The sequence below is a fragment of the Ruminococcus albus AD2013 genome, from assembly GCF_000526775.1.
GTDB classification, from domain to species: domain Bacteria; phylum Bacillota; class Clostridia; order Oscillospirales; family Ruminococcaceae; genus Hominimerdicola; species Hominimerdicola alba_A.
Window position 1 is genome coordinate 1,153,380 of record NZ_JAGS01000001.1, and the last position, 15,121, is coordinate 1,168,500.

At 48.2% G+C, this 15,121-nt stretch carries 8 protein-coding genes; all 8 read right to left on the reverse strand.

Translation table 11 applies throughout. From position 1 onward, the window contains the following. Window positions 1-26: 26 nt before the first annotated feature. The 8 genes from N773_RS0105210 to dnaK all read right to left on the reverse strand — a co-directional run bounded on the left by N773_RS0105210 (window position 27) and on the right by dnaK (window position 15,113). Window positions 27-3,722 carry a UvrD-helicase domain-containing protein gene (locus N773_RS0105210; RefSeq protein ID WP_024856805.1) on the reverse strand — a complete coding sequence of 1,232 codons (3,696 nt, stop codon included), beginning with the start codon at window positions 3,720-3,722 and terminating at the stop codon, window positions 27-29. Beyond that, on the reverse strand, window positions 3,719-7,063 hold the full coding sequence (locus N773_RS0105215) for a PD-(D/E)XK nuclease family protein (RefSeq protein ID WP_024856806.1): 3,345 nt from the start codon (window positions 7,061-7,063) through the stop codon (window positions 3,719-3,721). Before N773_RS0105215 ends, N773_RS0105210 begins: the two co-directional genes overlap by 4 nt. 86 nt (window positions 7,064-7,149) lie before the next feature. After that, entirely contained in the window at window positions 7,150-7,374 is a 225-nt protein-coding gene (locus N773_RS0105220) for a hypothetical protein (protein WP_024856807.1), read from the reverse strand. A 62-nt stretch (window positions 7,375-7,436) separates the two neighbouring features. Further along, complete coding sequence (locus N773_RS0105225) at window positions 7,437-9,803, reverse strand: homocysteine S-methyltransferase family protein (RefSeq protein ID WP_024856808.1); 2,367 nt, start codon at window positions 9,801-9,803, stop codon at window positions 7,437-7,439. Further along, complete coding sequence (locus N773_RS0105230; RefSeq protein WP_024856809.1) at window positions 9,793-10,482, reverse strand: vitamin B12 dependent-methionine synthase activation domain-containing protein; 690 nt, start codon at window positions 10,480-10,482, stop codon at window positions 9,793-9,795. Before N773_RS0105230 ends, N773_RS0105225 begins: the two co-directional genes overlap by 11 nt. Before the next feature lie 86 nt (window positions 10,483-10,568). Further along, window positions 10,569-11,687, reverse strand: a complete 1,119-nt coding sequence (locus tag N773_RS21760) for an ISAs1 family transposase (RefSeq protein ID WP_024856640.1) — start codon at window positions 11,685-11,687, stop codon at window positions 10,569-10,571. 335 nt (window positions 11,688-12,022) lie between these two features. Then, complete coding sequence (dnaJ, locus tag N773_RS0105240) at window positions 12,023-13,177, reverse strand: molecular chaperone DnaJ (RefSeq protein ID WP_024856810.1); 1,155 nt, start codon at window positions 13,175-13,177, stop codon at window positions 12,023-12,025. 70 nt (window positions 13,178-13,247) lie between these two features. Further along, the gene (gene dnaK / locus N773_RS0105245; RefSeq protein ID WP_024856811.1) at window positions 13,248-15,113 is read right to left on the reverse strand and encodes a molecular chaperone DnaK; all 1,866 of its coding nucleotides are present in this window, start codon (window positions 15,111-15,113) and stop codon (window positions 13,248-13,250) included. Window positions 15,114-15,121: the final 8 nt, after the last annotated feature.

The window sequence follows — 15,121 nt, forward strand, 5'->3', positions numbered from 1 at the left end:
TTCCTTTCCACGAACCTCACAGGTTATTACAATATGAATTCCAGACCCTCGCCCAGCTTGAACGAGTAGATGTAACTGCTCTTCACCTTTTCGCCAAGAATAAGCTCAAAGGCGGCTTTATATAGCATCAGCTGAGTTTTATAACGCTTCATTTCCTCGGTGTTTTTGAAATTGTCTGTCTTGTAATCCACCAGCACCCAGCCGTCGGATTCTTTGAAAATACAGTCGGCTATACCCTGTATGTAGCCCTCTCCTGTGGTGTACTCACTTAATTTTTCCGTCAGACCAAGGTCTTTTACGCTTGCTAAGAATTTCTGCTCGCGGCGCAGGTCGGGTGATGACATCATTCTGTTAAAAAGCTCGCTTTCGGCAAAGGTTTTCAGCTTGTCCTTGTAAACCCCTTTCGCCTCTCTCGCAGTAAGACCGCCGCATTTCACAAGCCTGTCAAGTTCGGCATCAACGCTTTTGCGCATATTGTCGTAGTCAGCAAGCTCCATGAATTTATGGGTGAATGTGCCTTTTTCCGCTGCGGTGAGTTTGTCCAGTTCGTCGCTGAGACGCGGCAGGTTCGGGAAGAATTCGGTGTTCTTCTCACCCTGATCTTTCGCCTTTTCTGCGGCGACTATCTCTGTTACCGTCAGCTTTGAGGGCAGACGTGTCTCGGGACGTTCTGTACCCATATCGTACTTTTTGCGAAGCCTTGCGACTATTGCAGGGTCGGCAGATGCATAAACGGTCTTTTCGGTTTCTTCGGAAGTTTCTGCCTCGGCGATATCCTCACATACGTGATAAGTCACGCTGACACCCTCGGCACTTTCGGAAACAGGCACCGTATCCAGCGGCATACCAAGCCAGTCCTCAAGCTGTGAACGCTCGGGAAGCTTCGCCAGACACATCACCGTCCATGCGAGGATACTCTCCTGTGCGGAGGTTATATCCGCAGGTATGCGGTCGTACCTTGCCGATGCTTTGACAGCATCACGCAGTTTTTCGAGTAGCTTATCGCGGGTGACATGGCCTGTTTTCTCGTTTGAAAGGACGAATATCAGCTTCTCTTTTGCTCTCGTACAGCCCACGTAGAAAAGTCGCATCCTCTCGCTTTTCTGCTCACGGGTGATAACGTCATCGAGATAATCGTAGTAAAGGTCGGAACGCTTGACGTTCAGCCGCTTGTCTTTAAGTGTGAAAGCACAGCCCATGGTCTTGTGAAGCTTTATAAGTTCGCGGGAATCATCGCGGACAAGGGCTTTTGAAAGAGTACACATGAAAACAAAGGGATACTCCAGACCCTTAGATTTGTGGTAGGTCTTTACATTGACGGAATCGCCGCCTGCCGTGACGGAAACCGCGTTCCTGAAAGCTTTGTCGTTGCCCGAAACGGAATCTATGAAACGCAGAAAGCCCGTAACGCCCTCGTTTCCGCTGCGCTCGTAGTCCCCTGCATACTGCATCAGCAGACGTAGATTTGCCCGTTTTTTCGCCGAATCAAGGTATAATGATGTCAGCCCCATAAGGTCGGCAACATCGAATATCCGCCTTATGAGCTTCTCTAAACTCATACTCATTGAGCAGTAGCGCAGTGATTCTATCATCTCAAAGGCTGAGCGGCATTTCTGCTGAAGCACTGCACTGCCCATATCTACGTATTTTGCGTACTTTTCATCAGTGCCCTCTTCCCTTGAAGCACCTGCCAGTATCTGATAGATGTGGTCGGGTTTTCTCGGGTTGACCGCTGTGCATTTCTGCCTTATAATGGTCATTTCATCGGGTGTAAAACCCATAACGGGAGACATCATCACCGCCGCAAGGGCGATATCGTTCATGGGATTGTCAACGGTGCGCAGAAGGTCAAGGGCAAGGGAAATCTCGCGGGACTTTATGTAGCCATCGGTGTCCTCGCAGAATGCCCTCAGACCTGCATTATTGAGCGCCTGCGTCACCTGCCTGATATTGTCGTTGGTGTTCACAAGTATGCAGAAATCCGACTGTCTGCAAGGTCTGTCAATACCGCCGTCACACACAGGTTCGCCGCTGTCTATCATCTCTCTGATACGCTGAGCGGTACAACGGAATTCCTTTGATATTGCACTCTTTTCCTCGGGAGCGTCCACCAGCATCACTTCGGCGGGACAGCTTCTCTCGGTATATACTGCACCCGCTTCAAGACGTTCATTTCCGTCATAATCCACCTGACCGCAGCCAACGCTCATTAGTCTTTCAAAGATGAAATTCGACAGAGCGATGACTTCGCCCCTGCTTCGGAAATTCTTTTGCAGACCGATATGCTCCAGCTGTTTTTCATCGCCGTACTTTACGGCAAGGTCGATACAGTTTTTGAAAAGCTCGGGATTCGTCTTTCTGAAGCCGTAGATAGCCTGTTTCATATCACCCACGATGAAAGTATTATTACCCATAACTTCAAGGTCGTCGGTATCGGATACAGCCTTGAATATCATCTCCTGTATATCATTGACGTCCTGATATTCGTCGATGACGATAAGTTTGTAAAATCCACCCGAGCGTATCTCCTCGGCAAGTTCTGTCCTCTCGAAACCATCATCTGTTTCACGCACGAGAAGATTCTTTGTCATAAGCTCGATATCGCCGAAATCTACGGCATTCTTTTCAAGCTTGATATCGAAGCTGACTTCCTCCACCCGCTTTTCAAGCCTGCATACAGCTAAGAAAAGCTTCTGTGCCAGCGCAAGGTTTTCTCTGAGATGTTCGCGCGACAATGCCAGCCCGCGGGAAGCCGAATACAAAAGTGTACCTACCGCGTTGATATCCTGCTTAAAGCATTCCTTAACATCGTTGAATATAGCCTTTACGTCCTCGGGGGGCTTTCCCGACAGACGAAGAGGTTTGAATTTTTCGGCTTCTATCTTACCGAAAGCTGTGCTGTCGCGGTGGTCGGCGGCAAGTTTATAACCTGTGAAAACAGCCTCGCAGATAGTCATATTTTCCTCGGCGGTCTTAACGTGATCTTTAAATCTGAACTCCTGTCCGCCTGCCGAAATAATATAATTGAAGCAGTAGCGTGCATCTTCCACAAAGCGCTCAGCCTCTGCAAGCTTATCTTCAAACCGCGAAAATGCGATCTCGTAGAGCATTTCAAAAAACTCATCGCTTACGCAGTTTTCCGAAGTTTCACGGATCCACTTCTCCGTATGGCATATCGAACGCAGATGGCTGTAAAGCTCCTTTACCACATATTTCAGTTCGCCTGTGTCCACCGAGAAAAAGTTATCGAGAAATCTGTACTCATCTATATTTTCAGCACAGAGTTCCTCCGCCGCCTGTTCAAAGGCGGTATCAAATATCATCTCACACTCTGCTTCGCCAAGTATCTTCAGGTTGCCCGTAAACTCGAACTTATTCAGGTTCTCCTTGACCATATCAAAGCAGAAAGAATCTATGGTGGATATCCTCGCAAGCTGTACAAGATCCTGCTGACGAAGCACCCAGACGTTTTCGGGGTCTTCACGGAGTTTTTTCTCAAAAGCCGCATTCAGCTTGTCGCGCATCTGCGCGGCGGCATCTATGGTGAATGTAACGGCAAGAAGTCTGTCCGCGGGGATATTCTTCTCCTTGTCCGTCAGCAGTCGGATTATCCTTTCGATAAGTACCGCGGTCTTACCGCTTCCTGCCGCCGCGGATACGGTAACTCCCCTGCCGTATGAATCTATGGCTTTCTGCTGATCGGCTGTCCAGCTGACACTCATTCTTCTCCCTCCCCCTTTTCATTCATTATCTCTTCAAGCGCTTCTTTCATCTGCTCTTTGTTTCCCTTTCTCGGCTCATCGGGAAAGGCTTTTCCGCATATGCCGCCGAATCGGCAGTATGAGCATATATTCTCCAGCGGGTCGGCATCGATGTCACCATCTAGCAGACGGTTTCCGTACTCGATGACCTTGCGTTTCGCAAATATCCTCATGGCAGTGAACATAGCATCGCTCATGGTACAGCTGCTGAGTGAAGCTTTGCTGATAGTCGAGTCAAGCTTCTCATTTATGCCATCCGCATCGGATATCCTGCCCTTTCGGGAAAATGCATCGATGGCAGATTCGCAGGCAGCGGTGTAAAGTGCGTCCTCCGAAAGTTCGCAGTCCTCGGAAAGCTTCTGACCGTCGCCTATCAGTTTCAGGTAGAATACTCCCGCCTGTTCAAGCTCCATATCTGGGTTGACGGGATTGCCCGTTTCAAGCAGAACAGACAGATATATGAGCATTTGCAGATTCAGCCCGCAGAAAAGTTCGCCAAGGTCAAAGGCTGTCTGTTTGCGGAATTTATAGTCGATTATTCGCACGAATTTTCTGCCGTTCTCATCCTCGTAGATGTCGGCGCGGTCGATAGTGCCGATAAGAACAATGTGTCTGCCGTCTTTCAGCGTCAGGTCGAGATGGTCGGCACCGTTATCTCTGGTCAGCCTGTATTCGGTAACTGCGGGCGCAAATCCGCCGTTTGAAAGTTCCCGCTGAACATACTTAACGATGTTGAACGCCTGCTGTTTCATCGATTCAAATCGGTAGAGGAATGTTTTGTTCTTGCCGAAATCTCCGCAGAAAACGTTTTTGTAATAGTCGCCGAAACGTTCTTCTATCAGCCCCGTTATATCTTCCTCGGTCATGGCAAGAAAATGCTCGCGGTTCTCGGTGGGAGTGCGTTCTTCCGAACCTATGGCTTTTTCGAGAACATCGTGTATCATCAGACCCTTGTTAAGACCGTCCATATCCATCTTCTGTGAACGTGAAAGTCTCAGCCCGTAATTGCAGAAGTACATAAATGGACATTTGAAATAGTTGTCAAGCTTGGTCGGTGAAACTTCCGCTGTTTCAGCCGCAAAAAAGACTTCCTTTGCTCTTTCTTCCGAAAGCTTGAAAGGCTTATCCTTGCAGGCTTCACTGAGAGTCCTAAGCTTATCATAATAGTAAGCCGAGCCCATAAGGGAATCACGTATACTGCTGACAGAAGCGGTGTTATCCCGGGAATGTTCTATGTACACAGTGTAAGCCGTCTTGTATGAAGTGCAGAAAAAGTCGGAGGGCAGCTGATTTATACTCTCCACCCCAAGACCCAGTATCTCACGCACTTCTTTAACAAGCACCGATGGACGCTTCTCCGTACCTAGCAGGTCGGAACGGGAATACAGCACATAAAGCCTGTCCGTAGGCGTACAAAGTGCGGTGTAAGCGGCAAGTCTTTCGCGTTTGAGGGTATTCAGCGAATTATCCGCTATCTCGATATCCTCTTCAAGCTTTAAAAGTTCCTTTTCGTGTTCGCTGAGAAGTCCCCTGCTTTTAACCGAGGCAGGAAATACGCCGTCATTGACCTCCGCCGCAAACAGAGCCTTTACACCGCTGAACCTCGAATGTGAAGCATCAACTATGCGGACACAGTCAAGCTTCTGCGGCGGCTCGGAGACTTTCATCTGCGAGAGCATAAGGCTGTAAAGGTCGTAATAACTGCGCAGACTTATCTTTTCCTCCCCAAGCAGTTCGTATATCGACCTGACAGCAGAAAGGCTCATTGTCCATAGCTGTTTCAGCCCTCTTGACATCTCGATTTCCGTGTCGTTGTCCGATAAGCTGACGCGCTTTACCAGCGAATAGGTCTGCCTTGAAAGGTCGAGGGCATCAAGCAGGTCGTAAAATGCCCTTGATATCTGTGCGGCAGACGCACCTGAACAAGCCTCCTTGAAATTCACAAGTGGCTCGATGACCTGTCTTCTCATATCGTTTATGCGCCCGAGGTCAACGCCGCTGTCGGGTGCGGCAGTGAAATCCTCCGTCCACATATCGCCGTCAACGCCCCAGCGCACGCAGTAGTCCTCCAGATCGCTTATCTCGTAATTCAAAAGCCCGTACAGCGGCGATTTTATCAGCTTTATGATATTATCAGTCCTGAATTTTCCGGTGAGAACGGTCTTGAAAATAGTGTTTATATAATGCACTATCGCCGATGCATCGATACTGTCACGCTTATCAAGAAAGAACGGGATATCATATCTCTCCATCGCCCCCGAGATAACCGCGCCGAAGCTTTCAAGGTCGCGGACGGTGACAGCTATATCGTTGAATTTATAATTCTCCTCACGGACAAGCCTGCATATCTCTGCACAGATGTAATCTGCTTCTTCATAAACATCATCAGCCGCAAGGACTTTCACGCAGTCCCCCGAAGCTTTGTAGGGTATCCTGTTGTAGTCAAAAAGATGCTCGCTCAGCTGTAGGATATCGGGGTGGTCGCCTGATATTTCGGGAGCGGAAGTCTCCCTCAGCTGCTTGTTGTGGCTCATTGTCATATCTCTCAGCATCTGCCTTACGGACACAGTGATATCAAAGGGATTAGTTCGGCATCGGGAAACAAAAGCATCATCGATAAGCAGTGATACTGTCAGGGACTTTCCCTTGACGATGCACTGTTCAAGCATACGTTTTTCATCGTAGGAAAAATCAGTGAACGCCGAAACGAATATGCTCTTGCCGTCGAAAACATCACAGGTCTTTGAAAGTTCAGCCGCTTCTTCCATCAGTGAGAGCTGATCTTTCATATCGGCTTTTTCAAGTTCCTGCTTATAATTCTCGAATATAGCCCCGATATCGGAAAGCTTCATGGAGATAGAGCCTTCCAGCTTTGCCGAAGCCATCTGCAAAGCCTGCGGAGTCACACCGCTCTGGCGCAGGCGGGGCAGAAGTTCAGTCAGCTCACCGATAAATGAAGCCTTGGCAGTGCTGTTCTTGTAGTACCTTATAACGCCGTCCTTAACGGCTTTTTTCACTGCGAGGAACATGAGTATCATCTGGGCATTGGCATTGGCGCTGTCCTTTGCTTTGCTGCCGTATCTTGCTGAGATATCCTCTGCAAGATGCTGAAAGCCCGCGGTCTCGATACTGTTGAAAAGTCTCGCCCCGAGAGCTTCATACAGAGTCTTGTCATACTCAAAAGAGAACTGGTCGGGCACGATGACAAGCACCTTTTCTCCCGAAGAAGCGGCTTCACATATACGCTGTATAAAAAGGCTTTCGCGGCTGCTGCGCACACCGCCTGTGATGATCTCTGTCATGATCATTCCTCCCCGTAGGATATAGTCATTAACAGTATACCACCCCGGAAGATTTTTGTCAAATCAAAGATGTACAAATTTTGGTACTAGTCCATCAATTCCAGTATAAACTCGGCTATCCTAAAAGATATCTCTATCTCGCCCTCACCATTTATCACTGTCAGCTCCCCGATCTTCGTCTTTTCCTCTTCAAAATGAACAGCCTGCGCAGGAAAAAATGCATTCTGTATGCCGCTGAAAAATCTGCCGTTCCCAAAAGCGAAAATAAACGCCGATACTGCCGCGATGTAAAGTCTTGAACCTCTTGTCATAAAAATTCCTCCCATAATAAGCTTTCACACTTATCATGGGAGGAAAATAATAGTTTATTCAGTTAGTTACCAAAAACCTGTCTTGCAATATCCACAGACTGCTTGGCATCCTTCGAGTAGAAATCAGCACCTATCTGCTCCGCATAATCGGGTGTGACAACCGCACCGCCCACCATTATCTTGCAGTCAACATTGTTGGCACGCAGAAGCTTGATAGTTTCTTCCATGCTGACCAGAGTAGTGGTCATCAGCGCTGAAAGTCCGACCAGATGAACATCGTTCTCGATAGCCGCGTCAACAACTGTCTGATAGTCAACGTCCTTGCCAAGGTCGATGACCTCGTAGCCGTAGTTTTCAAGCAGAACTTTAACTATGTTCTTGCCGATATCGTGTATATCGCCCTTGACCGTCGCAAGTATTATCTTGCCCTTTGAAACACTGCTGCCGCCCTCTGCAAGCATTTTCTGCTTGATGACCTCAAAACAGCCCTGTGCAACACCTGCGGTCTGTATCAGCTGGGGCAGGAATATTTTGCCCTTTTCAAACTGTTCGCCCGCCTTGTCCAGTGCAGGAACAAGCATCTCATTGATTATGGTCATGGAATCCGTAGTTTCCAGAAGCTTCGCTGTTATCTCGGCACCCTCACCTTTAAGACCGTGTTCAATGGCATATGGTAAGTCCATGTCGGACTTCTTCTCTGCCTTGGGCGCAGGCGAAGAAGTATCTGCACCGTAGTGGGCAATGAAATCCATGGAATTTTTATCTATGTTGGTCAGCAGCTTGTAAGTCCTTACAGTCGCTGTCATGGAATCGATATTCGGATTCATGATAGGCAGGTCAAGACCGCTTGTCAGGCACATCATCAGGAAGTTGTGGTTGACGATCTCTCTGCTTGGCAGACCGAAGCTTATATTAGAAACACCGAGAACAGTCCTAAGACCCAGTTCATGCTTTACACGGTATACAGCATTGACCGTCTGCATAACGTTCTCCTGTTCCGCAGAAGCCGTCAGTGTAAGGCAGTCGATATAAACGTCCTCTTTGCGTATTCCTATCGACATGGCGCGGTCGAGTATCTTCTTAGCCAGTGCAAAACGCGCGTCAGCGGTCTTTGGTATGCCGTTTTCGTCAAGGGTAAGACCCACCACAGCTGCACCGTATTTCTTTACCAGAGGAAGCACCGTTTCAAGGGACTTTTCCTCAGCGTTTACAGAGTTTACAATGGGCTTGCCGTTGTATACCCTCAGCGCCGCTTCCATTACCTCGGGGATAGTGGAGTCAAGCTGCAGAGGAACATCGCAAACGCCCTGCAAAGCCTTTACCGCTTTTACCATCATCGCCTTTTCGTCAATGGCGGGAAGTCCTACATTGACATCAAGGATATCCGCACCTGCGTCTATCTGTTCCATAGCCTGTCCGAGGATATAATCGATATCTCCCTCAAGCAGTGCCTGCTTGAAACGCTTTTTACCTGTGGGATTTATCCTCTCACCGATGATTCGTGGCTGGTCGATAACAACAGTTTCCGTAGGTGAACAGCACACAGCAGGAATATGAACTTCCCTCTCGATGTACTTTTTACCTTCCAGCATCTTTTTCAGCGCCGCGATGTAAGTCGGATTGGTACCGCAGCAGCCGCCTATTACCTTGATGCCCAGAGGTATCAGCTTCTCGGCGAACTCTGCAAATTCTTCAGCTGAACAGTTGTATTCGTTGGTAACAGGGTCGGGCAGACCTGCATTGGGCTTTACCACAACAGGCAGGGTCGTCCACTGACATATCTTCTCAACAACAGGATAAAGCTCCTTAGGTCCCAGAGAACAGTTGACACCCAGAGCATCAACTCCAAGACCCTCGGCAGTAAGGCACATTGCGCTTATATCAACGCCCGTAAAGGTACGCATATTCTCCTCGAAAGTCATGGTACACATTATCGGGAGATCGCTGTTTTCTTTAGCCGCAAGGATAGCCGCTTTCAGCTCGTAAAGGTCGGTCATGGTCTCAAAGACGATAACGTCGGCTTCTCTGCCTGCGATGACCATTTCCTTGAAGATGTCGTAAGCTTCTTCAAAAGTCAGCGTGCCCGTAGGTTCAAGCATCTGTCCTATGGAACCGATATCCAGTGCAACAAGGGTATCATGACCCTCAGCCGCCTTTCTCGCCAGACGTATGCCCTCACCTATCAGTGTTTCAACAGAATATCCGCACTTGGCAAGCTTGTGTCTGTTTCCGCCGAAAGTGTTGGCATAAATTACGTCCGAACCCGCCTCGATGTACTGCCTGTGTATATCCAGCAGCCATTCGGGCTTTTCGATATTCATGACCTCGGGCGTTTCACCCATTTTCAGACCCTTTGCCTGGAGCATAGTGCCCATGGCACCGTCAAGTATCACAAATTCCTTGTTTTTTAATAGTTCTCTAAACCCCACAGTGATCCCCTCTTTTCCTGAACTGACAAACATCTTTCATATTGCACGCAGAACATCCCTGTCTGCCCTTTTGTATCTCGTTTTCACTAAGACCTATCACCGCCGTGACGGATTTTCTCGGCGTAAGGATATTGTTTTCTGTGGCATTCAGCCCTATACGCTTCTGTGCCTGCAAAACATCGAGAAAACTGCCCTGGATATCCAGCGGTAAGTCGCCGTAGCCCGGAGAGAACCGCCATGTACGATAGTATGCCGAAAACTCCTGCCCTATGGAATCCTCAGCCGCATCGCATACCTGTTCAACAGCTGCACTGGCAAGAAAATCCGCCATGACCGCACGGGTCATATCGGTGGCTTCATAACGGCGTATCACTCTGTCTGCGTGTGCGGATAAAGTCGCCGCCATAAGCACCACTTTGCAGCACCCCGCAAGATGTTCCCTGATGGCATCGCCCTTCAGCACAAGAGAAGTCCCGTAGACCGCAACACCCTCGCCGACCTCTTCAATATCGAACACATGGTAGACACAGCATGGCTTTATCACCGCAAGCAGAGCCTTTTCGCACTCGTTCATCATTGAAAGTATATTTTCATCGGGAGAAGTATCCCCATAGCCCATATAGCGCAGTGCTTCATTTTTATTGAGATTTTCAAGTACTACCTGCAGTTGACCGTTCAAACCGCCGTCCTCCAAACTACATATTTTTACCATTATAGCACATTTCACCCGAAAAGTAAAGATACCCTACGACCATCACACGGAAATCAATTTTCAAAAATCACCCTCGAAATCATCAGCGGCTCCATAAGACATTCAAACATAAGTTTGGATATGGCGGCTTTAGAATTGTTCCGATTTTTAAAGTTCTTGATTAAATTTATCGCAGCTTTTCTGAACATATTCAGGCATTGCTGAACGTCTTTGTTTTCGACTCTGCACCAATCTTCTTCAAAATGAACATCAAGCAGCCAGTGCATTGACTCAACTGACCATTCCATTCTTGCATGATGAAGGAGCTGTTCCGCTGTCATTTCGCGGCTTGAAAGGTAATAGTGCCATTCGCTCGAAGTGCCTTTTTTCGTTGCAAATTCAGTATGAATGGCTCCTATGCACTTCAGATTTTTCCACTCTTTTTTCTGTTCCAGCCAGTTGATATCTGTTGTTACATACGCTGTCCTTGTTTCAACTCTGCCACGGTTTTTCTCCGTTCTTGAAACTGTTTGCATAGTGTCTCTGAGAGAACTGTCCTGCACATAATCCTCGATATCTTTCTTCAAATTTGGGTGATTATCCTTAACGCAAAGCAGATAATCTGCCTTTTGTTTTACGATAATCTCAGCAGTTTCTTTCTGACAGTTCAGTGCATCCGCAACAACTATATTACCCTTTATTTTCAGTTCTTTCAGAAGCTCCTGCACCGCAGGTATCTCGTTGCTTTTATCGTCCGTGCTGCGTTGTGCCAGGGTCAATCCAAGTTCGCATACCTGTGCGCTGATGATGTGCAGAGGACTTTCGATCTTACTCATTTTAAGTGTCGAACAAACAGTTTTCCCGTCAAGAGAGATCGTCATACTTTTGGACTTTTCGGGCATAAATGAATAGACCCAATCCGCAAAACAGCGGTTGAGCGATTCGGGCTTGACATATTTCAGCAGGCTCAATATCCAATAATAGCAAGGGACATGATCGATTCCGAATTTCTCCTTTAAGAATTCGCTTACTCTGTCATTTGTCGCCCATTGATGAATCTGATGAATGTTTCTAAGTCCACAGATACTTCCAAGAATTGCTATTGTAATGATATCGGGGATACTGCAAAAATAGCCGTCATATTCCTCATATAATTCAATATCTTCAAAATACTCGGTTATTCCATTATTCATGCCTATATTATATCATTTTCCAGGTGCTCTGTCCAGTAATTTGTACAATCTGAAATATAAATGTAACTTTTGAAACCTGATTTTTTGAAAATTGATTTCCGTGCGACCATCAGCCTTGTAAAGATTCGATAAATATAACTTTTCCAAATAGCAAACATGATATGCCGTTAGATACATTCATATACCAAAGTATACGAACCAATACCAAAGTATACGAACCGATACCACAGCATACGAACTTTATCGGGTGACATACCAAAGGATACATACAAAAAACTGACCCCGCATAAGCGAAGTCAGTTGATGATATTTTATAGCTTTTTGAGTTCAAATTCTTATTTGAAAATATCCTTTAGTTTGTCCAGCTTCTCCTTGAAGGTGTTCTTCTTAGCGTAGTTCTTCTCGTTCAGTGAACGTTCAAACTCGCGGAGCTTTTCTTTCTGCTCACGGTTCAGATTGCGCGGCACTTCAACGTTTATGCGCACGTAGTGGTCACCGTAATCAGCGCGGTTAAGACGCTTGATGCCCTTTCCTTTCAGCCTGAAAACTGTGTTGTTCTGTGTACCCTCGGGAACATTGTACTTCACCTTGCCGCCTACAGTAGGCACGGTTATCTCGTCACCCAGAGTTGCCTGTGCATATGTTATCGGGATATCAGTCCATACATCGAAACCGTCACGCTCGAATATCGGGTCGGGACGTACTGTTACATTGATATGCAGGTCGCCGCTGGGTCCTCCGTTAGTACCTCTGTGACCCTCGCCTGCAACTCTCAGTGTCTGACCGTCATCAATACCTGCAGGGATATCGATATCTCTCTCGACACTCTTCTTGACCATACCCTGTCCGCCGCAGGTCTTGCAGGGGTTGTCAACTATCCTGCCCTTGCCGCCGCATCGTGAACAGGTAGCTGTCTGGGAGATATTGCCGAAAGGTGTTCTCTGGCTTATTCTTACTGTACCCGTACCGTGGCAATCGGGACAGGTTTTGGGTGAAGAACCTGCTGCCGCACCTGTGCCGTTACAATCGGGACAAGTCTCGTTCCTTGCGTACTTCATCTTCACCTTTTTGCCCGAGCAAGCTTCCATAAAATCAATGGTGAGATTAGCACGGATATCTGCGCCGCGTCTGGGTGCATTGGGGTTGGAAGAACGTCCGCCGCCGCCACCGAAACCGAAACCTCCGAATATGGAATCAAAGATATCTCCCATATCGCCGAATCCGCCAAAGCCGCCCGCACCTGCACCGCCGCCGTAATTGGGGTCAACGCCTGCATGGCCGAACTGGTCGTACCTCGACCTCTTGTCAGGGTCGGAGAGGACTTCATAAGCCTCATTTATCTCCTTGAATTTCTCCTCTGCTTCCTTATCTCCCGGGTGAAGATCGGGGTGATACTGCTTGGCAAGCTTACGGAATGCTTTTTTCAGCTCGTCCTCCGATGCACCTTTCTGCACGCCGAGGACTTCATAGTAATCTCTTTTATCTGCCATATATATCGCTCCTATATCGGTATAGCCCCCGTCCCGCATACGGAACGGAGGCTGCCGTCATCATATCGAATTAGTCTGCATCAGTGAACTCAGCGTCGATAACGTCATCGCCGCCCTTGTTATTGTCAGCAGCACCTGCGGAAGCTCCGCCGCCCATGTTCATGTTATTGGGGTCGAAGCCCTGTGCGCCGCCCTGTGCGCCTGCCTGCTGGTAAACCTTTGTAGCTATACCCTCAAATGTCTTCTGCAGTTCTTCGGTCTTAGCCTTGATATCAGCTGTATCGGTGCCCTTGAGAGCTTCCTTCAGAGCAGCGATCTTAGCTTCGCAGTCGCTCTTGTCAGCAGCATCTACCTTATCGCCGAAGTCGTTCAGAGCCTTTTCAGCCTGGAATGCGAGCTGGTCGCCGTTGTTTCTGATGTCAACTTCTTCCTTCTTCTTAGCGTCCTCAGCTGCGAAAGCTTCTGCTTCCTTAACAGCCTTGTCGATGTCTTCCTTGGACATATTTGTGGAAGAAGTGATAGTGATGTTCTGCTCCTTGCCTGTGCCCAGATCCTTAGCGGATACGTGAACGATACCGTTAGCATCGATATCGAATGTTACTTCGATCTGAGGTATACCTCTGGGAGCAGGAGCGATACCGTCAAGACGGAACATACCCAGCTGCTTGTTATCTCTTGCGAACTCTCTTTCACCCTGGAGAACATTGATATCAACAGCGCTCTGGTTATCAGCAGCGGTGGAGAAGATCTGGCTCTTCTTGGTAGGTATAGTTGTATTTCTCTCGATGATCTTGGTGCATACGCCGCCCATGGTCTCAAGACCGAGGGACAGAGGAGTTACGTCCAGCAGCAGCAGACCGTCCTTAACGTCGCCGCCGAGAACGCCGCCCTGATATGCAGCACCGAGAGCTACGCACTCATCAGGGTTGATGCCCTTGAAAGGCTCCTTGCCAATGAATCTCTTAACAGCTTCCTGAACTGCGGGGATTCTTGAAGAACCGCCGACCATCAGTACCTTCTGGAGATCGCCTGCGGAAAGACCGGAGTCGCTGAGTGCCTGTCTTACAGGTCCCATTGTGGACTCGACCAGATCAGCAGTCATCTCGTTGAACTTAGCCTGAGTAAGTGTCATTTCCAGGTGCTTGGGACCTGTGGAATCAGCAGTGATGAAAGGCAGAGAAATTGTGGAAGAAGGAGTAGAAGACAGCTCGATCTTAGCCTTTTCAGCAGCTTCTTTAAGTCTCTGCATAGCCAGCTTGTCAGCTGTGAGGTCAACGCCCTCAGCAGTCTTGAACTCAGCTACCATCCAGTCGATGATCCTCTGGTCGAAGTCATCGCCGCCCAGCTTGTTGTTACCTGCTGTTGCAAGAACTTCTGTAACGCCGTCGCCCATCTCGATGATGGATACATCGAATGTACCGCCGCCCAGGTCGTATACCATTACCTTCTGGTCTTCTTCCTTATCGATACCGTAAGAAAGTGCAGCAGCGGTAGGCTCGTTGATGATTCTCTTAACAGTCAGACCTGCGATCTGACCAGCGTCCTTTGTTGCCTGTCTCTGAGCATCGGTGAAGTAAGCAGGAACTGTGATAACAGCCTCTGTTACCTTTTCACCCAGATAAGCCTCAGCGTCAGCCTTCAGCTTCTGGAGTATCATAGCGGAGATCTCCTGAGGAGTATACTCCTTGCCGCCCATGCTTGCCTTATAGTCAGAACCCATGTGTCTCTTGATGGAGATAACAGTGTTCTCATAGTTTGTAACTGCCTGTCTCTTAGCTACCTGACCTACAAGTCTATCGCCTGTCTTTGAAAGACCGACAACGGAAGGAGTAGTTCTTGCGCCTTCGCTGTTAGGGATTACTACTGCTTCGCCGCCTTCCATAACTGCTACGCAGGAGTTTGTAGTACCAAGGTCAATACCGATTATCTTTGCCATAAAATATC

Excerpts from the sequence above, each read along its gene's own strand:
- N773_RS0105210 (WP_024856805.1), bottom strand. The coding sequence starts at position 3,722 with ATGAGTGTCAGCTGGACAGCCGATCAGCAGAAAGCCATAGATTCATAC.
- dnaJ (WP_024856810.1), bottom strand. The coding sequence starts at position 13,177 with ATGGCAGATAAAAGAGATTACTATGAAGTCCTCGGCGTGCAGAAAGGT.
- dnaK (WP_024856811.1), bottom strand. The coding sequence starts at position 15,113 with ATGGCAAAGATAATCGGTATTGACCTTGGTACTACAAACTCCTGCGTA.
- N773_RS0105220 (WP_024856807.1), bottom strand. The coding sequence starts at position 7,374 with ATGACAAGAGGTTCAAGACTTTACATCGCGGCAGTATCGGCGTTTATT.
- N773_RS21760 (WP_024856640.1), bottom strand. The coding sequence starts at position 11,687 with ATGAATAATGGAATAACCGAGTATTTTGAAGATATTGAATTATATGAG.
- N773_RS0105215 (WP_024856806.1), bottom strand. The coding sequence starts at position 7,063 with ATGACAGAGATCATCACAGGCGGTGTGCGCAGCAGCCGCGAAAGCCTT.